General features: G+C 68.8%; 25 protein-coding genes and 1 pseudogene. 16 read left to right on the top strand and 10 right to left on the bottom strand.

From position 1 onward, the window contains the following. The first annotated feature begins 63 nt into the window (after window positions 1-63). The gene (locus AVZ66_RS04775) at window positions 64-348 is read left to right on the top strand and encodes a DNA-directed RNA polymerase subunit L (protein WP_058982318.1); all 285 of its coding nucleotides are present in this window, start codon (window positions 64-66) and stop codon (window positions 346-348) included. Here the strand turns inward: AVZ66_RS04775 and AVZ66_RS04770 are convergent. Next, the gene (locus AVZ66_RS04770; RefSeq protein WP_058982315.1) at window positions 345-749 is read right to left on the bottom strand and encodes a hypothetical protein; all 405 of its coding nucleotides are present in this window, start codon (window positions 747-749) and stop codon (window positions 345-347) included. The two genes, AVZ66_RS04775 and AVZ66_RS04770, sit on opposite strands and share 4 nt — an antisense overlap. A 77-nt stretch (window positions 750-826) precedes the next feature. Next, window positions 827-1,636: an imidazole glycerol phosphate synthase subunit HisF gene (gene hisF / locus AVZ66_RS04765; RefSeq protein ID WP_058982313.1), complete on the bottom strand. Its 810-nt coding sequence runs from the start codon at window positions 1,634-1,636 to the stop codon at window positions 827-829. Between the two features lie 74 nt (window positions 1,637-1,710). On the opposite strand from hisF, the gene AVZ66_RS04760 reads away from it, so the two are divergent. Continuing rightward, complete coding sequence (locus tag AVZ66_RS04760) at window positions 1,711-2,148, top strand: universal stress protein (RefSeq protein WP_058982312.1); 438 nt, start codon at window positions 1,711-1,713, stop codon at window positions 2,146-2,148. Between the two features lie 48 nt (window positions 2,149-2,196). Further along, on the top strand, window positions 2,197-2,349 hold the full coding sequence (locus tag AVZ66_RS16565; protein WP_197407725.1) for a hypothetical protein: 153 nt from the start codon (window positions 2,197-2,199) through the stop codon (window positions 2,347-2,349). Here AVZ66_RS16565 and purL read toward each other — a convergent pair. Continuing rightward, entirely contained in the window at window positions 2,346-4,496 is a 2,151-nt protein-coding gene (gene purL / locus AVZ66_RS04755) for a phosphoribosylformylglycinamidine synthase subunit PurL (RefSeq protein ID WP_058982310.1), read from the bottom strand. The two genes, AVZ66_RS16565 and purL, sit on opposite strands and share 4 nt — an antisense overlap. 131 nt (window positions 4,497-4,627) lie before the next feature. Between purL and AVZ66_RS04750 the strand changes: the two genes are divergently transcribed. Next, window positions 4,628-5,311 carry a PHP domain-containing protein gene (locus tag AVZ66_RS04750; RefSeq protein WP_058982309.1) on the top strand — a complete coding sequence of 228 codons (684 nt, stop codon included), beginning with the start codon at window positions 4,628-4,630 and terminating at the stop codon, window positions 5,309-5,311. A 3-nt stretch (window positions 5,312-5,314) separates the two neighbouring features. Next, window positions 5,315-6,378 (top strand): annotated as a pseudogene (locus AVZ66_RS04745) (asparagine synthase C-terminal domain-containing protein). On the opposite strand, the gene AVZ66_RS04740 reads toward AVZ66_RS04745, so the two are convergent. Both AVZ66_RS04740 and AVZ66_RS04735 read right to left on the bottom strand, forming a co-directional pair. Continuing rightward, window positions 6,379-6,849, bottom strand: coding sequence for an NUDIX hydrolase (locus tag AVZ66_RS04740; RefSeq protein WP_058982307.1), 471 nt, complete (start codon window positions 6,847-6,849; stop codon window positions 6,379-6,381). Between the two features lie 46 nt (window positions 6,850-6,895). Beyond that, the gene (locus tag AVZ66_RS04735; protein ID WP_058982305.1) at window positions 6,896-7,879 is read right to left on the bottom strand and encodes a transcription initiation factor IIB family protein; all 984 of its coding nucleotides are present in this window, start codon (window positions 7,877-7,879) and stop codon (window positions 6,896-6,898) included. 150 nt (window positions 7,880-8,029) lie between these two features. On the opposite strand from AVZ66_RS04735, the gene gatC reads away from it, so the two are divergent. The 3 genes from gatC to AVZ66_RS04720 all read left to right on the top strand — a co-directional run bounded on the left by gatC (window position 8,030) and on the right by AVZ66_RS04720 (window position 10,011). Then, window positions 8,030-8,305, top strand: a complete 276-nt coding sequence (gene gatC, locus AVZ66_RS04730; RefSeq protein ID WP_058982304.1) for an Asp-tRNA(Asn)/Glu-tRNA(Gln) amidotransferase subunit GatC — start codon at window positions 8,030-8,032, stop codon at window positions 8,303-8,305. After that, window positions 8,305-9,627, top strand: coding sequence for an Asp-tRNA(Asn)/Glu-tRNA(Gln) amidotransferase subunit GatA (gatA, locus tag AVZ66_RS04725; RefSeq protein ID WP_058982302.1), 1,323 nt, complete (start codon window positions 8,305-8,307; stop codon window positions 9,625-9,627). Before gatC ends, gatA begins: the two co-directional genes overlap by 1 nt. A gap of 96 nt (window positions 9,628-9,723) precedes the next feature. Further along, a complete protein-coding gene (locus AVZ66_RS04720) occupies window positions 9,724-10,011 on the top strand; it encodes a hypothetical protein (protein ID WP_058982299.1) in 288 nt (95 codons plus the stop codon). On the opposite strand, the gene AVZ66_RS04715 is transcribed toward AVZ66_RS04720, so the two are convergent. Then, window positions 10,008-10,457: a hypothetical protein gene (locus AVZ66_RS04715; RefSeq protein ID WP_058982297.1), complete on the bottom strand. Its 450-nt coding sequence runs from the start codon at window positions 10,455-10,457 to the stop codon at window positions 10,008-10,010. The two genes, AVZ66_RS04720 and AVZ66_RS04715, sit on opposite strands and share 4 nt — an antisense overlap. A 155-nt stretch (window positions 10,458-10,612) precedes the next feature. Here AVZ66_RS04715 and AVZ66_RS04710 point away from each other — a divergent pair, with 155 nt between their 5' ends. Beyond that, a complete protein-coding gene (locus AVZ66_RS04710) occupies window positions 10,613-11,548 on the top strand; it encodes a UbiA family prenyltransferase (RefSeq protein ID WP_058984639.1) in 936 nt (311 codons plus the stop codon). Between the two features lie 80 nt (window positions 11,549-11,628). Next, a complete protein-coding gene (locus AVZ66_RS04705; protein ID WP_058982296.1) occupies window positions 11,629-13,308 on the top strand; it encodes a histidine kinase N-terminal 7TM domain-containing protein in 1,680 nt (559 codons plus the stop codon). Here AVZ66_RS04705 and AVZ66_RS04700 read toward each other — a convergent pair whose 3' ends face one another. Continuing rightward, a complete protein-coding gene (locus AVZ66_RS04700; protein ID WP_058982294.1) occupies window positions 13,309-13,764 on the bottom strand; it encodes an acyl-CoA thioesterase in 456 nt (151 codons plus the stop codon). A 118-nt stretch (window positions 13,765-13,882) separates the two neighbouring features. On the opposite strand from AVZ66_RS04700, the gene AVZ66_RS04695 reads away from it, so the two are divergent. Genes AVZ66_RS04695 through purM form a run of 3 tightly spaced genes read left to right on the top strand, consistent with a single transcriptional unit; the run spans window position 13,883 to window position 17,021 of the window. Beyond that, window positions 13,883-15,391 (top strand): TraB/GumN family protein, encoded by a 1,509-nt coding sequence (locus AVZ66_RS04695; protein ID WP_058982291.1) that lies wholly within the window; start codon window positions 13,883-13,885, stop codon window positions 15,389-15,391. Next, on the top strand, window positions 15,388-15,981 hold the full coding sequence (locus tag AVZ66_RS04690; RefSeq protein WP_058982289.1) for a Zn-dependent protease: 594 nt from the start codon (window positions 15,388-15,390) through the stop codon (window positions 15,979-15,981). The genes AVZ66_RS04695 and AVZ66_RS04690 overlap by 4 nt, the downstream gene beginning before the upstream one ends. 53 nt (window positions 15,982-16,034) lie before the next feature. Next, window positions 16,035-17,021: a phosphoribosylformylglycinamidine cyclo-ligase gene (gene purM / locus AVZ66_RS04685; RefSeq protein ID WP_058982287.1), complete on the top strand. Its 987-nt coding sequence runs from the start codon at window positions 16,035-16,037 to the stop codon at window positions 17,019-17,021. Here the strand turns inward: purM and AVZ66_RS04680 are convergent. Both AVZ66_RS04680 and AVZ66_RS04675 read right to left on the bottom strand, forming a co-directional pair. After that, window positions 17,018-17,557: a CBS domain-containing protein gene (locus tag AVZ66_RS04680; RefSeq protein ID WP_058982285.1), complete on the bottom strand. Its 540-nt coding sequence runs from the start codon at window positions 17,555-17,557 to the stop codon at window positions 17,018-17,020. The two genes, purM and AVZ66_RS04680, sit on opposite strands and share 4 nt — an antisense overlap. Before the next feature lie 41 nt (window positions 17,558-17,598). After that, window positions 17,599-17,973: a DUF555 domain-containing protein gene (locus tag AVZ66_RS04675; RefSeq protein ID WP_058982283.1), complete on the bottom strand. Its 375-nt coding sequence runs from the start codon at window positions 17,971-17,973 to the stop codon at window positions 17,599-17,601. A 252-nt stretch (window positions 17,974-18,225) separates the two neighbouring features. On the opposite strand from AVZ66_RS04675, the gene AVZ66_RS16560 reads away from it, so the two are divergent. Beyond that, window positions 18,226-18,399, top strand: coding sequence for a hypothetical protein (locus tag AVZ66_RS16560; protein WP_197407724.1), 174 nt, complete (start codon window positions 18,226-18,228; stop codon window positions 18,397-18,399). Window positions 18,400-18,495: 96 nt separating this feature from the next. Next, the gene (gene psmB / locus AVZ66_RS04670; RefSeq protein WP_058982281.1) at window positions 18,496-19,227 is read left to right on the top strand and encodes an archaeal proteasome endopeptidase complex subunit beta; all 732 of its coding nucleotides are present in this window, start codon (window positions 18,496-18,498) and stop codon (window positions 19,225-19,227) included. 63 nt (window positions 19,228-19,290) lie between these two features. Here psmB and AVZ66_RS04665 read toward each other — a convergent pair whose 3' ends face one another. After that, window positions 19,291-20,820 carry a hypothetical protein gene (locus AVZ66_RS04665; protein ID WP_058982279.1) on the bottom strand — a complete coding sequence of 510 codons (1,530 nt, stop codon included), beginning with the start codon at window positions 20,818-20,820 and terminating at the stop codon, window positions 19,291-19,293. A gap of 95 nt (window positions 20,821-20,915) precedes the next feature. On the opposite strand from AVZ66_RS04665, the gene ligA reads away from it, so the two are divergent. Beyond that, entirely contained in the window at window positions 20,916-22,583 is a 1,668-nt protein-coding gene (gene ligA, locus AVZ66_RS04660; protein WP_058982277.1) for an ATP-dependent DNA ligase LigA, read from the top strand. Window positions 22,584-22,599: the final 16 nt, after the last annotated feature.

Raw genomic sequence — 22,599 nt, 5'->3', positions numbered from 1 at the left:
AACAGTCCGCACGCGAGCCGACGGTTCGAAACGTTGAAACGCGCCACGAGCGAATCTACACGCATGGACCTGCGGGTTATCGAGAAGGGAGACGCGGAACTCACTATCGAGATTGCCGGGGAAGACCACACGTTCATGAACGGGCTGAAGGGCTCGCTCATCGAGACCGACGGCGTCGCCGCGGCCTCGTACGACATGAACCCCGAGCAGTCCGGCGGACAGACCGAACCGGTGCTCACCATCAAGACCGAGGACGGCACCGACCCCCTCGACGCCCTCCAGTCGGCGGCGACGCTGATGGGCGACGAACTCCGGGACTTCGCGGACGCGTTCGAAGCGGCGGCTTAACCGAGGACGACGGACAACTCGAAGCAGCGGTCCCCGAACTCGAAGGCGGGCGCGGAACTGCGTTCGGCGAGCGCGTCGACGTGTTCTTCGAGGGCCTTGCGACGACCGGACTGCGTGCGAACGCGGACGCTGTCCGTGTCCGCGCCGAAGTACGCGACGGCGTTCTGTATCTCGGGCATCGACAGCACGTCCGTGAGCGACAGCTGCGTGCCGTCGACGTCGCTGTCGGTCAACACCAGATACGTCGGCTGCACGCCCCGAGACGAGTGCGCGAGGTTCACGAATCGCGCGGAGTTACACTCGACGGCTTCCACCGCCGAGCGACCCGGGTCGAGCGGTCCGTCGGCCGGACAGGGGGTCGTTCCCGGGTCCCCCGACCCGGGCACGCCAGAGTGAGACATATCACTAATGTATGAGGCTTCGATGATAAATCATTCGTAGCGTTCGGTGGGAAATAACGCTCCCGTAGTCGTCGCTCCTACAGTCGGACCGGGACGTCGTGGTCGTCGAGGTACTGCTTGGTCTCCTCGATTGTGTACTCGCCGTAGTGGAAAATCGAGGCGGCGAGCGCCGCGTCCGCGCCGGCGTCGAAGGCGTCGACCATGTCTTGGGGCGAACCGCACCCCGAGGACGCGATGACGGGCGTCGAGACGGCGTCACAGACCGCGCCCGTCAGCGGCAGGTCGTAGCCGTCCTTCGTGCCGTCGGCGTCGATGGAGTTCACGAACAGCTCGCCCGCGCCGCGCTCCTCCGCCTCCGCTGCCCACTCGACGACGTCCCGGCCGGTCCCCTCGCGGCCGCCCTTCACGGTCGCCTCGAACCAGCAGGACTCCCCGTCGACTTGCTCGTAGTGCTCGCCCTGCTCGTCGTAGCGCCGCCGCGCGTCCACGCTGATGACGATGCACTGGTTGCCGAACGCCTTCGCGCCCTCCGTGATGAGTTCGGGGCGTTCGAGCGCGCCCGTGTTGATGGAGACTTTGTCGGCGCCCGCGCGCAGCGTCTCCTTGATGTCGGCTTTGTCGCGGATGCCGCCGCCGACGGTCAGCGGGATGAACACCTCGTCGGCGACGCGCTCGACGGTCTCCAGCATCGTCTCCCGGCCCTCCGCGCTCGCGGTGATGTCGAGGAAGACGAACTCGTCGGCGCCCGCTTCGTTGTACCGTTTCGCCATCTCTACGGGGTCGCCCGTGTACTCGAGGTCTTCGAAGTTCACGCCCGTGTAGACGGCGGCGTTCCCGTCGTCGTCTAAGTCGACGTCGACGCACGGGATGACGCGCTTGGTCAGCATACGCTTCAGTTCGACGGACCCTCCGATAGTGGTTTCGTCTCCGGCATCCAACAACCGTGCGTGAGGGATACGTCATGACGTACGTTGTCGCGTTCGACAACTCGCCGCTCTCGCAGGCCGCGCTCGACCGCGCGGTCGCGTTCGCCAGAGCGACCGGGGAGGCGGTGGTCGCGGTCACCGCGATTCCGCGGGACTCGACGGAAGCGCGCGAACGCGGCTGGCTGGGCGGCGACGAGACGTTCAGCGTCGAACAGGTCGCACAGAATCTCACCGAGAACGTCACGGATTTCGACCCCGACGTCGGGTTCGACTACCGGGTGGTGGACAAGTACGCGCCGCGCGGCCGAGTCAGTCGCGCGGTCCGCGACCTCGCGGTCGAACACGACGCGACGGTCGTGTTCATCGGCAGCGACAACGCCGGGCGGATGGTCGGCGGCATCACCTCCGTCGGACAGAACGTCTCCGCGGACGACCGCTACGACGTCCACATCGTCCGACACACCCGCGACTGACCGCGCGGGTTCGGTACTGCCAAGTAGGGCCGCGTGCAACCGCCGCGCATGGCAGACGACCACGCTCACGACGACCACGCGGACGACGCGGGTCGCGTCACGTCACCGATGCAGGACTACTCGACGGGTCAGGTCGGCACGGGCTTTCTCGTGCTGCTCGTCGGCGTCGCAGTAGCGTACTTCGTGCCGGCGTTCTTCTAGTCGAGCTCGCGTTCGAGGACGCTTCGCGCGTCCACAATTTCCGCGAAGTCGTAGTCGACGGACTGCCCAGCCACAGCGAGCGCCAGCGCGCCGTCGCCAGTCGCCTCGCCGATGTCGACGACGGGCGCGTCGATGGCCTCACGGAGCGCGTCCGCGTCGGTCGTCTCCACGACTGCACGGCCGGGTGCCTCCGAGAACAGCGCGTCGATGCTGGGCACGTCGACAGCGACGCCAGCGTCCTCGTCGACCATCTCCGCGAGCGTCACCGCGAGGCCGCCGTCGCTGACGTCGTGAACCGCGAGCGTCGCGTCGTGATTCGCGGCCGTCCGGACGCCCGCGACGCCCGCAGCCCCGACTTCCGGAAACGGCGCGCTGCCGTCGAACTGCGCGAGGTACTCGCTCCCGCCGAGCGTCTCGTCGTGGCCGCCGACGAGTACGAGACTTCCATCGCCCGCGGCCGCCATCCCGGGCGCGTCGTAGCCCTGCCTGACGCCGATCATCGCGAGCGTCGGCGTCGGCGGCACGGGACCCGCAACCGAGTCGTTGTAGAGGCTGACGTTCCCGCCGACGACCGGCGCGTCGACGGCGCGACAGCCGTCCGCGAGACCGTCGACGGCCGCCGCGAAGCCGCCGTAGACGTCGGGCTTCTCGGGGTTCCCGCCGTTCAGGCAGTCCACCGCCGCCAGCGGCTCCGCGCCGACGGCCGCGAGGTTCGTCGCGTTCTCCACGGCCGTCGCGTACGCGCCCCGGTACGGCGACGCTGTCGTCCAGTTCGGGTTCGCGCCCGCGGAGAACGCCAGCGCGGTCTCCCCGTCGGCTTCTGGGAGGGTGAGCGCGGCCGCGTCCTCGCCGGGCCGCCGGAGCGTCCGGTTGCCGACCTCGTGGTCGTACTGGCGGTACACCCAGCGCTTGCTCGCCGTGTTCGGACTCGACAGCACCGCGTCGAACGCCTCGCCGAGGGCGGCGTCGGGCAGGTCCGTCTCAGGTTCGGTCGGCTCCTCGCGTTCGAGGTCGTTCATCGGCGCGCCGTCCGCGAGGAACTCAGCAGGCGCGTCCACGACGGTCTCTGGCTCGCGGCTGTCGCCGCTCGCGTCTTCCGAGGCGCCTTGCGCCTCGCTGTCGAACTCGCAGACGTAGTTCCCGTCGGTGACTTCGCCGATGACCGAGCAGCCGAGGTCGAAGCGCTCCGCGATTTCCCGCACGCGCTCGACGTCCTCGGGGCGGACCTCGTAGCACATCCGCTCCTGGGATTCGGCGAGCAGGATTTCGAGCGCGTTCATGTTCGGTTCGCGCTGGTGGACCTCGTTCAGGTCGATGCGCGCGCCGAGGCCGCCGAGCGCGACCAACTCCGAGGACGCGCCGCCCAGTCCCGCCGCGCCGAGGTCGCGGGCAGCCTGCAGGAGGCCCTCGTCGACGAGCGCTTCGTTGGCCTCCACGAGGAGTTTCTCCGTGTACGGGTCGCCGACCTGCACCGCGGGCCGGTCCTCCGTCTCGGCGTCCTCAGCGAGGTCCTCGCTCGCGAAACTCGCGCCGCCGAGGCCGTCCCGTCCGGTCGCGTTCCCGACGAGCACGAGCTTGTTCCCGGGTTCTTTCGCGGCGGCGGTGACGAGGCGGTCCTCGGTGACGAGGCCGACGCACGCGACGTTCACGAGCGGGTTGCCCTCGTAGCCGTCGTGGAACTGCGTGCTCCCCGTGACCGTGGGGACGCCGATGGCGTTCCCGTAGTCGCTGATGCCCTCCACGACGCCGTCGAGGAGGTAGCGGGAGTGGTCGCGGTCGAAGCCCCCGAAGTACAGCGCGTCGGCGAGCGCGATGGGGTACGCGCCCATCGAGAGCGTGTCGCGGACGATGCCGCCGACGCCCGTCGCCGCGCCGTCGTAGGGGTCGACGTAGGAGGGGTGGTTGTGGCTCTCGACGCCGAACGTCACCAACTGGTCCGTGCCGGGGACCGACACCACGGCGGCGTCGTCGCCCGGTCCGACGACGACGTCGTCGCTGTCGGTGGTGAACGCGGACAACAGCGGGCGCGAGGAGCGGTACGCGCAGTGCTCGCTCCAGAGGTTCTCGAACAGCGCGGCCTCCGCCCGCGTCGGGTCCCGTCCCAGTTCCGCTTCGACGAGGCGTCGGTCCGATTCGGCGAGTGGCATTCACCTTCGTGGTCCTTCCGCGAGCGTTTAGTCGTTTCCATGTGCACGGACGTGCCCACTATCTGCGTGGGGCGTCGGCCGAACGAGCCCGTACCGGGGCGCTTTTGGCCACCCCCGCGTTACCTGCAGGCGTGCTTTCCGTCGAACTCCACGCGCACTCCGAACTCTCCTACGACGGCCGCGACCCCGTCGAGATGCTCTTAGAGCAGGCGCAGGCGGTGGGGCTCGACGCGCTCGCGGTCACCGACCACGACGAAATCGAGGCGAGCCTCCGGGCCGCCGACCTCGCCGAGGAGTACGGCCTCGTCGGCATCCCCGGGATGGAGGTGACCAGCGCTGACGGCCACGTCCTCGCCCTCGGCGTCGAGGAGGCGGTGCCGTCGGGCGAGCCGTTCGTGGACACGCTCGACGAGATTCGCGACCGCGGCGGTCTCGCCGTCGTCCCCCACCCGTTCCAGTCCTCGCGAAGCGGCGTCGCGCCGAACATCTCGACGGCGACGCTGGCGTCCGCCGACGCCATCGAGGTGTACAACTCGCGGCTGCTGACGGGCCGCGCGAACCGCAAAGCCGAGCGGTTCGCGCGCACCCACAACCTCCCGATGACCGCGGGCAGCGACGCCCACATCGCGGAGATGGTGGGGCAGGCGGTGACCCGCGTCGGCGCCGACGAGCGCTCGCTCGACGGCATCCTCGACGCCATCCGGGACGGCCGGACGAGCGTGGAGGGCAAGCGCACGCCGTGGCGCATCAGTTTCCGGCAGGCGGCGGGCGGCGCCAAGCGCCGCGTGAAGAACCGCCTCGCGGAGTTCTTCTGACGGATGGACGACGCCCTCGACGCGACAGTCCACAGGGCGCTCGACGACGAGAATCCGCTCCCCGGCACCGACGGATTCGCCGGGCGCCTCGCTGACGGCCGCCTCATCCGGGACGTGCTCGGGCGCGACCTCTGTTACGTCGACGGCGGGGCGTGGAGCAGTGACCCCAGCGACCTCGACGACCCGACGCTGCTGCCCGCCGGCCACGTCCGCGAGAACGGCGAGACGCGGCGCGCGTGGCAACTCCCCGACCCGCCCGCGAGCGCCGACGACCCCGTGGGAACCGTTCGAGACGCGCTCGACGGGGCGCTCGACGTGTCCGAGGACGGCCTCGCGGTCGCGTTCTCGGGGGTGTGGACTCCGCGCTCGTCGCCGTCGGCCTCGACGCGCCGCTGTACGTCGTCGGATACGAGGGCTGCGCGGACATCGAGGCGGCGCGGGAGTCGGCAGCGGCGATGGGGCGCGCCGACGACCTGCGCGTCCACGAGGTGACGCTGGACGACATCGAAGCCGCGATTCCCAAGGTGGCGCGCGCAATCGGCCGCACGAACGCGATGGCCGTCCAAATCGCGCTCCCCATCTATCTCGTCGCCGAGCGCGCCGCCAGCGACGGCTTCTCTCGGCTGGCACTCGGACAGGGCGCAGACGAACTGTTCGGCGGGTACGCGAAGGTCGCGGCTGCACCCGACGACCCGCGGACGGACGCCGACACCGTCCGAGAGGCGCGCCGCGAGGTGCTGGAGACGCTGCCCGAGCAACTGGAGCGAGACGTGCGCGCCGTGCGTGCGGCGGGCGTCGAACCGGTGACGCCGCTGCTCCACGACGACGTCGTGCGCGCGGCGCTGGAACTCCCCGAGGAGTGGCTGGTGTCGGGAGAGACGCGGAAGCGCGCGCTCCGGGGGGCGGCGCGCGAGCGACTCCCGGACGCGGTCTGCGACCGCGAGAAGAAGGCCGTCCAGTACGGCAGCCTCGTCGCCCGCGAGGTCGACCGGCTCGCGCGGCGGGCGGGGTTCAAGCGCCGGATGGACGACCACGTCACGAAGTACATCCGGAACCGGCTAGGCTGACTACGCGTCGCTGGCAGCGCCGATGGCCTCTAGCGCGATTTGGACAGTGTCGGCGTCGAGGTCGCTCTCGCGGAGGTCCGTGGGGTCGTACCACGTCCACGCGTCGACGCCCGCTTCGCCGTCCGCGGGGTCGATGTCCCGTGAGGGAACGGTCGCGAAGTAGACGTGGTCGATGTGCTGGTGGCCGACCGTGCCGTCCTCGTGGACGTTGATGTCGTAGCAGAGCTGGTAGCGCGGCGACGGCAGCGCGAAGCCGTCGGGCGCGGGCACGTCCGGCGCTTCCCCGAGCAGCGTCGGCTCTAAGCCGGTCTCCTCCTCGACTTCGCGTTTGCCGGCTTCGTGCGGGAGTTCGTCGCGGTCCACGTGGCCGCCCGGCGGAATCGTGAGGCCGAGGCGGTCGTGTTCGTGGAGCGCAGTGGCGCCGTCGTTGACGACGTAGACGGTGGCGGTGAAGTGACGCGTCGTCTCCATAGCGGAGGTTCGCGACGCGGCAGATAGGGGTTACGCTCCGGGGGCGTCAGGCTTCGACGTTCGCCTCCCCGCCGGCCTCCAGAATCTCGTGGTAGCGGTTGCGGATGGTGACTTCGCTGACGTTCGCGACGTCGCTGACTTGGCTCTGCGTGATGCGCTCGTCGACGAGCAGGCTGGCGGCGTACACCGCCGCGGCAGCGAGCCCTACGGGGGATTTCCCGGAGTAGAGGCCTGCCTTTTCGGCGCTCTCCAGGAGGTCGCGGGCGCGTCGTTCGACCTCGTCGGTGAGTCCGAGGTCCGAGCAGAACCGCGGGACGTAGCTCGCGGGGTCCGTGGGCGCGACTTCGAGGCCGAGTTCGCGGGCGACGTAGCGGTACGTGCGCGCGATTTCGTCGCGCTCGACGCGGCTGACGTTCGCCACCTCGTCGAGACTCCGAGGGGCGCCGGCCTGCCGAGCGGCGGCGTACAGGGAGCTCGTGGCGACGCCCTCGATGGAGCGACCCGGCAGCAGGTCCTCGTCGAGGGCGCGGCGGTAGATGACGGAGGCCGTCTCGCGGACGTTCTTCGGGAGGCCGAGCGCGGAGGCCATCCGCTCGATTTCGCCGAGCGCTTGCTTCAGATTCCGTTCTTTCGACGTTCGCGTGCGGAAGCGCTCGTTCCACTTGCGGAGGCGCTGCATCTTCTGGCGCTGACTGCTGGACAGGGAGTTGCCGTAGGCGTCTTTGTCCTGCCAGCCGATGTTCGTCGACAGCCCCTTGTCGTGCATCATGTTCGTCGTCGGCGCGCCGACGCGGGACTTCTGGTCGTTCTCCTCGCTGCCGAACGCGCGCCACTCGGGGCCGCGGTCGATACTATCCTCCTCGACGACGAGGCCGCAGTCCTCGCAGACGGTCTCCCCGCGCTCGTCGTCGACGGCGAGGTTGCCACCGCACTCGGGGCAGTGGAGTTCCTCGTCGACGGCTTCGCGCTCGTCTTCGGTTTCGCTCTCGGCGTCCTCGCGCACGTCGCGGGTTCGCGTGGTGTCACTCATGGAGCATTTGGGTTTCTGTGGTCGAGGAAGGGTCTAATACGCGTAGACAGTAGGGCCGACCGCACAAAAGGACTGTGGCAGAAAGTCGCACACGCCCCGGGGTCGTGGGGCATCGAAACGCTTACCGACGCCACGCGCGACTCCGGAGACATGAGCGATTCTGTGGACGCCGACGAGGTCGAGCACGTCGCGGACCTCGCGCGCGTGGACCTCGACGACGAGGAGCGCGCGCAGTTCGCCGACCAGTTCGGCGACATCCTCGAACACTTCGAAGCACTCGAAGAGGTGCCCGAAGTCGAGGCCGAACCCGACCTCGTGAACGTGATGCGCAGCGACGAGGTCGAGGACAGCCTCACGCAGGAGCAGGCCCTGCAGAACGCCGACGACAGCGAGGACGGGCGCTTCAAGGGCCCGAAGGTGTCGTAATGAGCCTGAACGCGTACATCACCGACGAGGAAATCGAGGGCAGCGACGACGGCCCGCTCGCCGGGAAGACCGTCGCCGTCAAGGACAACATCTCCACGGAGGGCGTCCGGACGACCTGCGGGTCGAAGATGCTCGAAGCGTACGTCCCGCCGTACGACGCCACCGTCGTCGAACGCCTCAAAGACGCGGGCGCGACCATCCCCGGGAAGACGAACATGGACGAGTTCGGGATGGGGACGACCACGGAGACGTCGTACTTCGGCGCGACGAAGAACCCCGTCGACGAGGACCACGTTCCCGGTGGCTCTTCGGGCGGCAGCGCGGCGGCGGTCGCGGCGGGCGACGCGGACCTCGCGCTCGGCACGGACACTGGCGGGTCGATTCGGTGTCCCGCGGCGTTCTGCGGCGTCGTCGGCATCAAGCCGACCTACGGGCTCGTCTCCCGGTACGGACTGGTCGCGTACGCGAACAGCCTCGAACAAATCGGTCCCATCGCGCCGACCGTCGAGGACGCCGCGGCGCTTCTGGACGTCATCGCGGGGCCGGACGAGAACGACGGCACCACCCGCGAGGTGCGCAGCACCTCGGACGGTCGAGCGGGCGACGCCCGCGAGACGAGCGAGGAGGGCGCGGACACGGACTTCGCGAGCGCCGCCGACGGTGACGTCGACGGCCTCACGATTGGCGTGCCCACGGAACTCGTGGAGGGCGCCGAAGACGGCGTAGTGGAAGCGTTCGACGCGGCCATCGACGACCTCCGCGAGCAGGGCGCGAGCGTCGAAGAAGTCAGCCTGCCGTCGGTCGAGTACGCCGTCGCGGCGTACTACGTCATCGCGATGTCGGAGGCGTCCTCGAACCTCGCGCGCTTCGACGGCGTCCGGTACGGCAACAGCGGCGGATACGACGGCAACTGGAACGAGTCGTTCGCCGAAGCGCGCTCGGAGGGCTTCGGCGACGAGGTGAAACGCCGCGTCCTCCTCGGAACGTACGCCCTGTCGGCGGGCTACCACGACAAGTACTACAAGCAGGCCCAAGAGGCCCGCGCGTGGGTGAAACAGGACTTCGACGAGGCGTTCGAGGACGTCGACGTGCTCGCCTCGCCGACGATGCCGATTCTCCCGCCCGAGCTGGGCGAGAGCCTCGACGACCCGCTGAAGATGTACCTCGCGGACGCGAACACGACGCCCGTGAACCTCGCGAACCTCCCCGCCATCTCGGTGCCCGCCGGCGAGTCCGACGGCCTCCCCGTCGGCCTCCAGTTGGTCGGCCCCGCGTTCGGCGAGGAGACGATTATCAACGCCGCGGCTGCGGTCGAGGACTGACGTAGCAGCGCTTTCGACGCGGTATTCTCGGCCTGAGTGAAACAGCCGGTCGGTTCAGCCGGTAGACATACATTGTCGCCTCACGTAGCTTTCTCTATGGCTGTCAGCGCCTCCAGTCGGGCCTCGGACCGGTTCATCGGGGGAGATGTCTTGAGTGCCTTCGTGGTTGCAGTCGCCCTTGTCGCCGTCTCGACGCTGGTGCAGGTGCAGTTCGTCCAGATTCCCGGCTACCTACTGATTGCCGGGTCCGACCTGATACAGAATCCGCTCCTCCCCGGCCTCACCGGATGGGCGTACACGGTCTTCTTAGCGGTGTACCTCTACGGAGTGGCCATTCTCGCCGCTACGCTGTACCGGTGGGCCCGTTCTAGCAACGACCGCTAGAACTCTGGGAGGTCGTCGGGCGCGTCGTACTCCGCCTCCCAGTCGACGTACTCCTCCTTGAGCAGTCGCGAGGCTTCCGCGCCGAGTTCCGCCAGCGACGCGTTGATGGCGGAGACGGTCTCCCACGAGTTCAGTTCGGGGTGGATGTTGCGCTCGCGCCAGTTCTCCGGGAGGCCGGGCGCGTGGTAGCCGACGCGGTCCGCGAAGTCGTCCCAGAAGAAGTCGAAGCGGTCGAAGAGCGCGAGGTCCACGGCGACGTCGAACGCCTCGCGGCTCAAATCCGTCTCCGCCGCCCACGACTCGAAGGCCTCCTCCCACGCGCCGTCACGGAGGAACGCTTCGAGGTCGTCGCGGTGGTAGTCGGTGCCCTGCACGGTCACGTCGTCGTACTCGTCGGGGTCGCCCTCCAGTTCGGGCGGGTCGGGTGCGGGCGCGTCGAGAGCCATAGTCGGCGGTACACCGTCGTCGCGGAAAAACCTGCGCGTCGCGGGTCACGATAGGTATTTTCTAGTTTGATATTTGACTAAATGAAAACACTACTAAGCGGGAGTGTGTGGTTACGTTCCACGCCGGACGGCACAGCCGCCCGGCGACACAACCGATGTCACAGAAAGAAGACCGCCGGGCGATGTTCCCCGGCGACTCGGCGTGGTTGCTCGTACAGTTCGCTCGCGTTCTCGCGGGCGTGAAACGACTCTGGACGCTCCTGTTCTACAGTTCGGCGTACCTCTCGGTGATTACGGTCGTCGAGGTGGGTATCGCGATGGCAGTGCTGTCGCTGCCACCGAGTCCCGCGCCCGCGGTGGTCGGACTGGTGGCGTTCGCGGTCTACGCGAACGACCGCATCGCCGACGTCGACGACGACGAAATCGACAAACCCGGGCAGGCCGCGTTCGTGCGCCGCTACGAGGGCACGCTGTACGCCGCGGCGGCGCTCGCGTACGGCGTCGCCGTCGCGCTCGCGATGCTCGGCGGACCGCTGGCGCTCGCGCTGGCGCTGCTCCCGGGCGCGTTCTGGGTGCTGTACGCCAGCGACTGGCTGCCGCGCATCGGCGCGGGGCTGCGGCGACTGAAAGACGTCCTCCTCGTCAACACGGCCGTCGTCGCGCTGGCGTGGGCGGTGTCGTTGACGTTCCTGCCGGTGGCGTTCGCGGACCGCGGCGTGACCCCCGCCGTCGTGGTCGTGTTCGCGTACTTCTTCCTGCGGTCGTTCGTCGACACCGAACTCCCGAACGTCCGCGACCGAGCGGGCGACCGGGAGGCCGGCGTCCGCACGCTCCCAGTCGTGATTGGCGTCGAACGCACACGACTCGCGCTCTACGCCGTCGACGTCGCCACCGCGGCGCTCCTCGCGTACGCCGTCACCGCGGGCTACCTCTCGCTCGTGGTCGCGTTCGCGCTCGGCGCGGGCCTCGCGTACTCGCTGGTCGTCACGACCCTGCTGGTGCGCTACGCCGACCATCCGTGGCTGACGGTCGCGCCCGAGTTCGAGTACGTAGTCGTCGGCGCGGTACTGGCCGTGGTCGCCGTGATGTAGTCGGCCGCGTCGGCGCCACATGCGGCAACGTTCGCTGACCGTCACGGCTTTTACAATCACAGGACCTATCTGAATGAACAGTGATTGGGGTCACCGACGCCCTGACGGCAGTGCTGCTGGTCAGCGTCGCAGTGAGCGTCGCCGCGGCGCTGTTGGCGTGGCGGGAACGCCCCGAGCCGGGCGCGTCGGCGCTGGTCCTCATGCTCGGCGGCGTCGTCTGGTGGGCGGGATTCCTCGTGTTCGAACTGCAGGCGGAATCCGTCGCGCGGAAGATGCTCTGGTCGGACGTCCAGTGGGTCGGCGTGGTTGTCATCCCCCTCTCGTGGCTGCTGTTCACGCTCGCGTACACCGGCCGCGACGAGTACGTGCGCCCGCAGGTGGTCGCCGGACTCGCCGTCGTACCCGCCGTCACCGTGCTGTTGGCGGCGACCAGCAGTTCCCACGACCTGCTCTACCAGTCGACGAGCGTGGTCTCCTACGGCGACCTCGAGTTACTCTACCGCACCGGCGGGCCGTGGTACTGGGTGGTCGCGGCATACACGTACGTGCTCGGCGTGCTCGGGTTCATCCCGCTCGTCGGGCTGATTCGGAGCAACGCGATGCTGTTCCGCGGGCAGAGCGCCGCCCTCCTGTTCGGGTCGCTGACGCCGTGGGTGACGAACATCCTCTCGGTCGCGGGCCTGCTCCCGCTGCCCGAGTTCGACCCCACGCCAATCGCGTTCGCCGCCACCGGCGTGGCGTTCCTCGGCGCGCTCACGCAGTTCAACCTCTTCAGCAAGATCCCCGCGCCGAACTGGCGGGCGCGCCGACTCGTCTTCGAGCGGATGGACGACGCCGCGCTCGTCGTCGACAGTCACGGCTACGTCGTCGACGCCAACGAGAGCGCGGAACTGCTGTTGGGCCGCGCGCGCGCCGACGCCATCGGGGAGTCGGTGTCCTCGATGCTGCCGTCGCTCGGCCCGCTCGACGCGGACTGCCGGCCCGAGCACGTCACCATCGACGTCGACGGCGACCCGACACCGTTCGACGCGTCCGTGACGCCCGTCCACGACATCCGCGACCGGCTCATCGGGCGCGTCGTCACGTTCCACGACGTCAGTCGGTACCTCCGGCAGAAGCAGCGCCTCGAAGTCCTGAACCGCGCGTTCCGACACAACGTTCGCACCGACACCCAGATGATTCTCGGGTACGCGAGCCAGCTCTCCCCGGACTCCGACAAGGAGCGCGAAGCCGTCGACATTATCGAGCAGCGCGCGGCTAGAATCGGAGCGCTCGGCGAGAAGGCGCGCGTCATCGTCGACCTCCTCGAACGCGAGGAGGACACACAGGTGCCGGCGAACCTCGACGAACTGCTCGACGGCCGCGTGCGGCGACTCCGCGACACGTACCCCGACGTGACTGTCGATGTCTCGGCGTTCCCGCCGGGCTGCCAGTTGCCGGCGACGCTCGGAGCCGTCGTCTGGAACGTCCTCGAGAACGCCGCCGAGCACAACACCAGCGACGACCCGCACGTGGATGTCGACGTCGAAGTGGGAGCCGACCGCGTCGAGATTCGCGTCACCGACAACGGACCCGGCGTCGACGAGAGCGAGTACGCGGCCCTTGAGCGCGGGACCGAGACACCCCTGCACCACGCCAGCGGCCTCGGCCTGTGGCTGATTCACTGGGGCACGGACATCGCTGGCGGGCGCGTGACGTTCGCGGACAACGAGCCGACGGGCACCGTCGTCACGCTGGACGTGCCGCGCCTCGACGACTGACTACTGCTGTTCGGCGTGCGCGTCGAGCGCGTCCTGCCGGAGCGCTTCCTCGGCTTCCGTCTCGCAGGCCAACCGCGGAACGTCCGTGGGCTTCCCGTCGTCGTCGAGCGCGACGAACGTGAAAAACGACGTCGTGGTCTTGCGCTCGGTTCCCTCCACGGGGTCCTCGGCGCGCACCTCGACCTTCACGTCGATGCTGGAGCGACCGACGTCGAAGACGAACGCCTCCACGACGGCGACCTCCCCCATCTCGATTGGCGCGATGAAGTCGACGTGGTCCATCGACGCGGTGACGCACTGTCGGCCGGAGAACCGCATCGACGCGATGGCCGCGCAGATGTCCATCCAGTGCAGGACCGCGCCACCGAGCGCGCGGCCGAGGTTGTTCGTGTCGTTGGGCAACAGCAGTTCCGTCATCTCCGTGTAGGAGTCCATCAGGCGCGCGGATTCGGTCATGCCTCGTGGTTCTGTGGCGGGCGGCTTGAATGCTTCCGAGTAGGGACGAACCCGCCGAGGGAGGCCGGCACGTCGCCCATCCGACAAGCGTAAGGCCGCCACGACTAACGTCAACGCAATGAGTGAGGAATCCGCGGCGACCCGCGAGGGCTCCGTTCGGGTCGTCGGGACCGCCCACGTCTCCGCGGACAGCGTCGAGGAGGTCGAGCGGGTGGTCGAGGAGGAGAACCCGGACACGGTCGCCGTCGAACTGGACGAGGGCCGCTACCGGCAGATGCAGGGCGACGCGCCGGAGGACCTCGACGCCAGCGACCTCCTGAAGGGGAGCATGGCGTTCCAGTTCCTGGCGTACTGGCTGCTGTCGTACGTCCAGCAGCGCCTCGGCGACAAGTTCGGCATCGAACCCGGGGCGGACATGAAGGCGGGCATCGACGCCGCCGAGCGCATCGGCGCGGACGTGGCGCTCGTCGACCGCGACATCCAGGTGACGATTCAGCGCTTCTGGGCGCGCATGACTGGCGTCGAGAAGCTCAGACTGGTCGGGGAACTCGCGCTCGGCGTCACCGACAGCAGGACGCTCGGCCTGGGCTTCGGCGCGTTCGTCGGCTTCGTCGTTGGCGTCGCCGCGGAGTTCATCGCTGGGCCGTTCCTGCTGCCGCCGCCGCCCGCGACCATCGGCGTCGTGGAGACGGCGCTGGTCGTGCTGTCGGGGCTGGCCGAAGCCGTGCTGTTCGCGGGCGTCGGCGCACTCGTGTTCGGCGCGGTGTTCGTCGCGCTGTTCGCGCGGGCCGCGCCAGAGGAGGACATCGAGGAGTTCACGATGGACGACCTGACGGACGCCGACGTGGTGTCGGCGATGATGGAGGAGTTCCGGCGGTTCAGCCCCGCCGGTGCGCAGGCGCTCATCGACGAGCGCGACGCCTACATCGCGCACAACCTCGTCGCGTTGCGCGCGCAGGGCAAACACGTCGTCGCGGTGCTGGGCGCGGGCCACCGCGAGGGCGTCGAACACTACCTCGACCACCCCGAGGACCTCCCGCCGATGGAGTCACTGACCGGGACGCAGAGCAAGCGGTTCTCGGTCGCGCGCGTCTTCGGCCTGCTGATTACGGTCGGCTTCCTCGCGTTCTTCGTGTTGCTGGTGATGGCGGGTGTGGACAACACCGTCCTCCTGCAGGTGTTCGGCGCGTGGTTTCTATTCAACGGCCTAATCTCGCTGGCCGCGGCGAAACTCGCGGGCGCACACTGGACGAGCGCGGGCGTCGGCGGCGCGGTGGCGTGGCTGACGAGCATCAATCCGCTGCTCGCGCCCGGGTGGTTCGCGGGCTACGTCGAACTGCGCTACCTCTCCGTGCGCGTCGCCGACATCGGCACGCTGAACGAACTCATGGACGACCAGGAGACGCCGATTCGGGACCTGCTCGGCCAGATGATAGACGTGCCGCTGTTCCGACTCATCGCGGTGGTCGCGATGACGAACATCGGCAGCATCGTCGCCAGCGTCCTGTTCCCGTTCGTCGTGTTGCCGCTCATCGGCGGCCCCTTCGACAGCGTCGGCGCGGTCACTGACGCGATGGTCCGGGGCGCGCAGAACAGCGCGGACGCCATCTGGGGGCTGGTGCGATGAACTTCAGTAACCGCGAACTCCGGGACCTGCTCGTCGCGTGGCTGGCGCTCGGACTGGCGTTCAGCCTGCTGTCCGTGCGCGTCTCCGTGACGACCATCGGGGACGTGCTGGCGAGCGCGCCGTTCCTCGAAGAGTTCGCGTTGAGCCTCGCGACCGTCGGCGTCGCGTTCCTCCTGCACGAACTCGCGCACAAGGTCGTCGCGGTGCGCTTCGGCCAGCACGCGGAGTTCCGCGCGGACTTCGGGATGCTCGCGCTCGCCGTCGCGGGCGGGCTCGCGGGGTTCCTGTTCGCGGCGCCGGGCGCGGTCCACCACCGGGGCCGCATTACGCCCCGCGAACACGGCCTCATCGCGCTCGCGGGACCGCTGACGAACGTCGCGCTCGCAGTGGTCTCACTGGGCCTGCTGCTGACCGTCGCGCCCGACGCCGGGTGGCGCGCGCTCTACATCAACGTGTTGCTGTCGGGGTTCAACATGATTCCGTTCGGGCCGCTGGACGGCGCGACCGTCCTCCAGTGGAGCAAGCCCGTGTACGCGGTGGCTGCCGTGATTACGATCGGGCCGGCGCTGGTGTTCTTCCTCGGTATATAGTCGTCCGCGCATAGACCGGCACGCTTTTCGCCCCGACTTACACACGGTCGTGTATGAGCGACGGGAGCGACGACGAACTCACGTACGCCGAGGCTGGCGTGGACATCGAGGACAGCGAGGCGGCGACCGCGGCGCTGGTCGGCGCCGTCTCCGAGGTCGGGGACACCACCGAGTACGCGGGACTGGTGGACCTCGGCGACCAGTACCTCGCGCTCGCGACCGACGGCGTCGGCACGAAACTACTCGTAGCGGTCGCGATGGAGGACTACTCGACGGTGGGTATCGACTGCATCGCGATGAACGTCAACGACCTCGTGGCGGCGGGCGTCGAGCCCGCGGCGTTCGTGGACTACCTCGCCGTGGACGTGCCCGACGAGACGCGCGCTGCCGAATTGGGCGAGGGACTGGCAGCGGGCGCAGAAGAGGCGGGCGTGGCGCTCGTCGGCGGCGAGACGGCCGTGATGCCGGAGGTCGTGAACGACTTCGACCTCGCGGGCACGGTCGCCGGCATCGCGACCGACGACGACTTGCTCGCCGGTGAAGCACGGGCAGGCGACGTGCTCGTCGGGTTCGCGTCGTCGGGCATCCACTCGAACGGGCTCACGCTCGCGCGTGAAGCGGCGGACCGTGCGGGCGGCTTCGACGAGCCGTTCCCCGGGGACGAGTACGACACCGTGGGCGAGGCGCTGCTGGAGCCGACCCGCATCTACACGTACCTGCTCGATGCGCTGCACGAATACGACGTGCGCGCCGCGGCCCACGTCACGGGCGGCGGGTGGACGAACCTCGAACGCATGGGCGCCCACCGCTACGACGTGACCGACCCGCTGCCGGCGCAGGTCGTCTTCGAGTTCGTGCAGGACGCGGGCAACGTCAGCGACGAGGAGATGCACCGGACGTTCAACATGGGCACCGGGTTCGTCGTCGCCGTCGACCCGGCGGATGCGGACGCGCTCGTCGCCGCGACTGACGGCGAGAAAATCGGTGACGTCGCGGAGAGCGACGAGTCGAGCGTCGAGATTCGCGGACTGTCGCTCTAGCTGATGCGCGCGGCGACGTCGGCCTGCGTGATGATGCCGACCGTCTCGCCGTCGTGGGTGACCATGACGGCCTTGTAGTGGTCGAGCAGACTCGAAATCTCGTCGAGCGTGGCGTCCTCGGAGACGGTGGGGAAGCTCTCGCTCATCACGTCTCGGACGGGGTGGTCGCCGACGTCCTCGCCGGCGTGGACGACGTCGCTGTCGCTTATCGAGCCGACTGGGACGCCGTTCGTGATGACCGGGAGCTGTGAGTAGCCGGCGTTCTGCATCTTCTCGACAGCGTCGCTGACGGCGTCCTCGGGAGCGACGCTGATGACGTCCTCGTGCATGAGTGTTCTCGCGCGGACGACGTCGCCCTCGGCTTCGTCCAGCGCCTCGACGATGCGGCGCAGCGTCGACAGTCGCGGGTCGACGTCGCCGCCCTCGATGCGGGCGATGAGCGGCTGTGAGACGCCCGCGCGCTCGGCGAGGGCGCTCTGCGTGAGCTCAAGGGAGGTGCGGCGTTCGCGCAAGTCCTTCGGCGTCGGCAAACGCATACGCCGCAATTACCAACAGTTATTAATAAAGGTTCGGGAGGTTATTCGTTCTCTCGCTCGGCTTCCTCCTCGCCGCCCTCCTCGACGACTTCGATGACTTCGAGGGGGACGTCGCGGAGCGCGCCGCCGACCTCGCTCTTCGCGATGCGCTCGGCGTGCTCGACGCTGTCCGCGTTGAACACGGTGAGTTCGAGGACGAGACCGACGAGCGCGGTGTTCGCCGCGAGGAACGCGGCGTCCAGCGGTTCGGCGCAGGCGGGACACGTTGTGACGCCCGCCTCGACTTCCACGTAGTCGAGGTCTTGGTCGTTCAGTCGTTTGCCGGCTTCGCTCACGGCGACGCCGATGGCGTCGTCGGAGTTCTCGACGTCACGGACCAACCAGGCGGCTTCCATCGCAACGACGTAGTTGCTCATATCCGTTCAAGGGGGCGCGGAATGTCGTGCTTTGTGGTTTGGCCGTCCCGGGCGGACGTGACGCGAAACGTCTTCATAACTTATGGAGTGGTCCCGACACAGCGACGGCGCGGTTACGATTCGCGCAGCCTCTGCGGGCGTCATCAATCGAGTGAACCGCCCGAAACGATAATCGCAAGACAGCGGCGCGTTGGTCCCGGCCACCCCTCCGGAAAGTATTTATACGGATACGCCTTCGCGGACATCATCCCGATGCTCGACCGCACCACCCGACTCGCGCTGTTCACGCTGTACCAGTCCGTCCTCGCCCTCGGCATCGCGTTGCTGCCCGTCGCGTTGCTCGCGCGCCGCGCCGGCGTCACGCTCCCCGTCGCCCGCCTCGTCGAGCGCACCGAGCAAGCGTACGAGGCCCGCGCTGCGAACTGAACATCCGGCGGAGACGGCCGCTATCACCCGATTCTCCCGCGTCGCGAATCCCCGGAAAAGATGGTTTTATCAGTCCCGGACTGGTAACGTCTGGTAATGTTCAACAGCAACGAGGGCACGGAGTTCGCCCGGAACCAGGCGCGGTTCGGCGGCACCCAGAACCCCTACGAGCCGGAAGTCGGCTCTCTCCCCGATGGCGACCGCTCGGCGGCCGACGACGAGTACGTCAACAAGACCGGCACCACCATCGTCGGCCTCACCACCGACGACGGCGTCGTGATGGCCTCCGACATGCGCGCGAGCCTCGGCGGCCGCGTCGTCTCCAACAAGGACGTCCAGAAGGTCGAAGAGATTCAGCCCAACGCGGCGCTGTCGATGTCCGGCTCCGTCGGTGGCGCGCAGAGCTTCATCCGCTCGCTGCGCGCGGAAGCGAACCTCTACGAGGCCCGCCGCGGCGAGTACATGAACGTCAACGCGCTCGCGACGATGGCGTCGAACCTCCTCCGCGGCGGTCCGTTCTTCCGCGTCGTCCCGATTCTGGGCGGCGTCGACGACGACGGCGGCCACGTCTTCAGCCTCGACCCCTCGGGGAGTTCGCTCTCGGACAACTACACCGCGCAGGGCTCCGGGATGCCGTACGCGCTCGGTGTGCTCGAACAGGAGTTCAGCGACGACCTCAGCACCGACGAGGCCGTGCAGGTGGCCGCACAGGCCATCGACTCCGCCAGCGAGCGCGACACCGCGTCCGGTAACGGTATCCACGTCACGAAGATCACCCGCGAGAACGTCGAAATCATCGGCCACAAGGACGTCGACGACGTCCTGTAATCGGCTCTCACTCCGCTTTCATCTCCTCCGTTTTTCTCTCGGTCACCAGCCCCGCGTCCGCCGTCAGTCGAGGCCGTCGCCGCGCCCGAGCCAGTCCGCGAAACTCCCCGACAGCAGCGTCTCGCGCTGGTTCTCGATGTACTCGCACTGCATCGCGTACACCGCGTTCTCGAAGGAGTTGCCCTCGCGGAGCGCGCCCCGGACGCGCTCGCGCTTCCACGACGCGGGCGTGGTCCCGTGGCGGGCGCGCTGGCGCAGCGGCCACAGGTACTTCGCGGCCTGCTCCTCGGAGAGTCCGCGCCGACACAGGCCGGCTTCGGCCTGCTCGAAGAGGTCCGCGTAAATCTCGTCGGTGTCGGTCACGCGGTCGCCGTCGCTGGTCAGCCACGCGAGGTCCGCGTCCAAGCCGTTTTTCGCGGCGTCGTAGAAGCCCTCGCGAGCGGTCTCCCAGTCGAGGTCGTACAGCGGGTGTTCGGTCCGCGGGAGGTTCTCCAGCAGGCCCGCGAACGCCGCTTGCACCGCGATGGTGTCCCGGACCGTCGGCTGGCCGGCGATGGGCCGGAACTCGATGCGCGCGTTGGCGTCCTCCTTGGAGGACCCGCCGAACACCGGCCGCACCCACCGCCAGAACGTGCCGTGTTTGCGCCGCCAGTGCGCGAACTCGTCGTCGAAGCGGCCGCTCCCCGAGACGGGCATCGGGACGATGGTGTTGTCCTCGGCCACCCGGTCGACGGCGTCCGCGACGCTCTCGAAGTCCTCGGGGAACCGGACTTTCTGCTGTTCGCCGGGGACGTTCAGCACCGTCTCGAAGACGTCGATGCGGGACTCCTGCCAGCCGTCGACGAGAATCTCCTCGGACGTGGCGTCCTCGTCGTAGAGGTCCGGCGGGAACAGCGGCGAGTTCACGCACAGCGCCAGCAGCGGCGCCGCGAACCGGAGCGCGTACCGGAAGTACGTCGGCAGGTCGACGGCTTGGGGCACCTGATAGTGGGGCTGGATGGACGTGATGAGCGCCTCCGGCATCACGGTGTCCGCCTCCAGGGAGACGTGCGGGGCGTCGAGGCGCATCCCCGCCGGCTGGTCGGTGTTGGCCATCGCGTGGTAGCGCGCCGACGCCGACATGTTCGTCGCTATCTCGGCGCCCTCGCGGGTGACGCTGTCCGTGAGGTAGTCGCGAGCAGTCTCGCCCTCCGGCGGAATTGTCCACATGCCGTCGCTGACGAGGTGCAGTCCCTCCGCGTCCATCGGCTCCTCGGCCGCGTCGAGGTTCGCCCGGACCTCCATCTCTTGGGCGCGCAGGCCGTGCTCGTTCAGCGGCTGCGGGCTGGTCGTCATCTCCGCGTTGTGGAGGCCCAGTTCCTTCTCGAAGCCGACGAACTCCAGCACGCGCCGCGGCACGCGCGCCAGCGACCCCTCGTCGTTGACCGCGTAGAACTCGTATTCGAGGCCGACGATGGCCTGCGGGTTGTCGAACGTGCCCGCTGCGACTTCGGTTTTCACGACTTCGGCGTCCTCTCGGACCCGCTGTTGGAACGCCGCCGCGTCCACGTCGAGGGTGTCGCGCACTCGCTCCACGAGGTCCGGGCCTGTCATGAGGTGGGCTTTGTCGCCCCGCACCTAATAAGCGCGGTGGGTGGGGCGGACGCGGTTCGCGCGTTTTATCTGCGGGTACTGGCTACCCGAGCGTGATGGAATTCGGCTCGTTCGCCGCGCGCGCCGCCGACGTGGAGGCGACTGACGCGGACCTCGACGTCGTCGCGAAGGTCGCCGACCTGCTCGCCGAGGCGGGCGACGACCTCGCAGTGGTCGCGCGGTTCGTACAGGGGCGAGTGTTCCCGGCGCACTCGGAGACGAAACTCGACATCGGCCCGCGCCTCTGCTACGAGGCGCTGGCGCGCGCGGCGTCGACGAACGTCACCGTCGACGACGTCGAGGAGCGCCTCGCGGAGACGGGCGACATCGGCGAGGTCGCGGCGAGTCTCGACCTCGGCGGGCAGGCGGGACTGGGCGCGTTCGCAAGCGGGGACGCCGACGACGGCCTGACGGTCGCGGACGTGTACGAGGATTTGACCGCGCTCGCGGCCGCCGAGGGCGACGGCAGCCAAGACGAGAAGGTGACCCTCCTCTTCGGACTGTTCAACGACTGCTCGGGCGAGGAAGCCCGGTACCTCGCGCGGCTCGTCCTCGGGGAGATGCGCATCGGCGTCGGCGAGGGCGCGGTCCGGGACGCCATCGCGGCGGCCTTCGACGTGCCCGTGGCGGCCGCCGAGCGCGCGCTCCAAGTCTCGAACGACTACGGCCTCGTAGCCGTCACCGCCCGCGACGAGGGCGAGGCCGGCCTCGACGAGATACACCTCGAAGTCGGGCGGCCCGTGCAGGCGATGCTCGCGCAGGCGGGCACGGTCGCCGACGCCCTCGACGAGTGGGACGAGGCCGCCGTGGAGACGAAGTTCGACGGCGCACGCGTTCAAGTCCACTGGGACGGCGACGAGGTGTCGCTGTACTCGCGGAACATGGAGGACGTGACGAGCGCGCTCCCGGAACTCGTGGAGTTCGTGGAGGGGAACGTCGACGCGCCCGTGATTCTGGACGGCGAAGCGGTCGCGGTCGACGACGACGGCGACCCGCTGCCGTTCCAAGAGATTCTCAAGCGGTTCCGCCGCAAGCACGACGTCGCACAGATGCGCGACGAGATTCGCGTCGAATTGAACGCCTTCGACTGCCTGCACGCCGAGGGCGAAGACTTGCTGGACGCGCCGTTCCGGGCGCGCCACGAGCGCCTCCGGGAGGTCGTCGACGACGAGTCGGCGGTCTCGGAAATTCTGGTCACCGACGACGCCGACGAGATTGCGGCCTTCGAGGCGGACGCCCTCGAAGCCGGCCACGAGGGCATCATGCTGAAGGACCCGGACGCGGCGTACACGCCCGGCGACCGCGGGAAGCACTGGCTGAAGCGCAAGCCCGACGTGGAGACGCTGGACTTGGTAGTGACGGGCGCGGAGTGGGGCGAAGGCCGGCGCGCTTCCTTCCTCGGGACGTTCGCGCTGTCCGCGCGCGACGAGGAGAACGACGAGTTCGAGACCATCGGGAAGGTCGCCACCGGTATCACTGACGAGGAGCTCGCGGACCTCACGGAACTACTGGAGCCACACGTTCGCTCGGAGGACGGCCAGGCGGTCGACCTCGAACCCGCGGTCGTCTTCGAGGTCGGCTACGAGGAGATTCAGACGTCGCCGACGTACGGGTCGGGGTACGCGCTCCGGTTCCCGCGGTTCGTCTCCGTGCGCGAGGACAAGACCCCGGAGACGGCGGACACCATCGAGCGCGTCGAGCGCCTCGCCGACCAGCAGGGCTGACGCCGGTGCGTTGAAC

The sequence above is a fragment of the Halobacterium sp. CBA1132 genome (assembly GCF_001485535.1).
Classification (GTDB): Archaea; Halobacteriota; Halobacteria; order Halobacteriales; family Halobacteriaceae; genus Halobacterium.
This window is presented reverse-complemented; position numbering and strand designations above follow the sequence as displayed.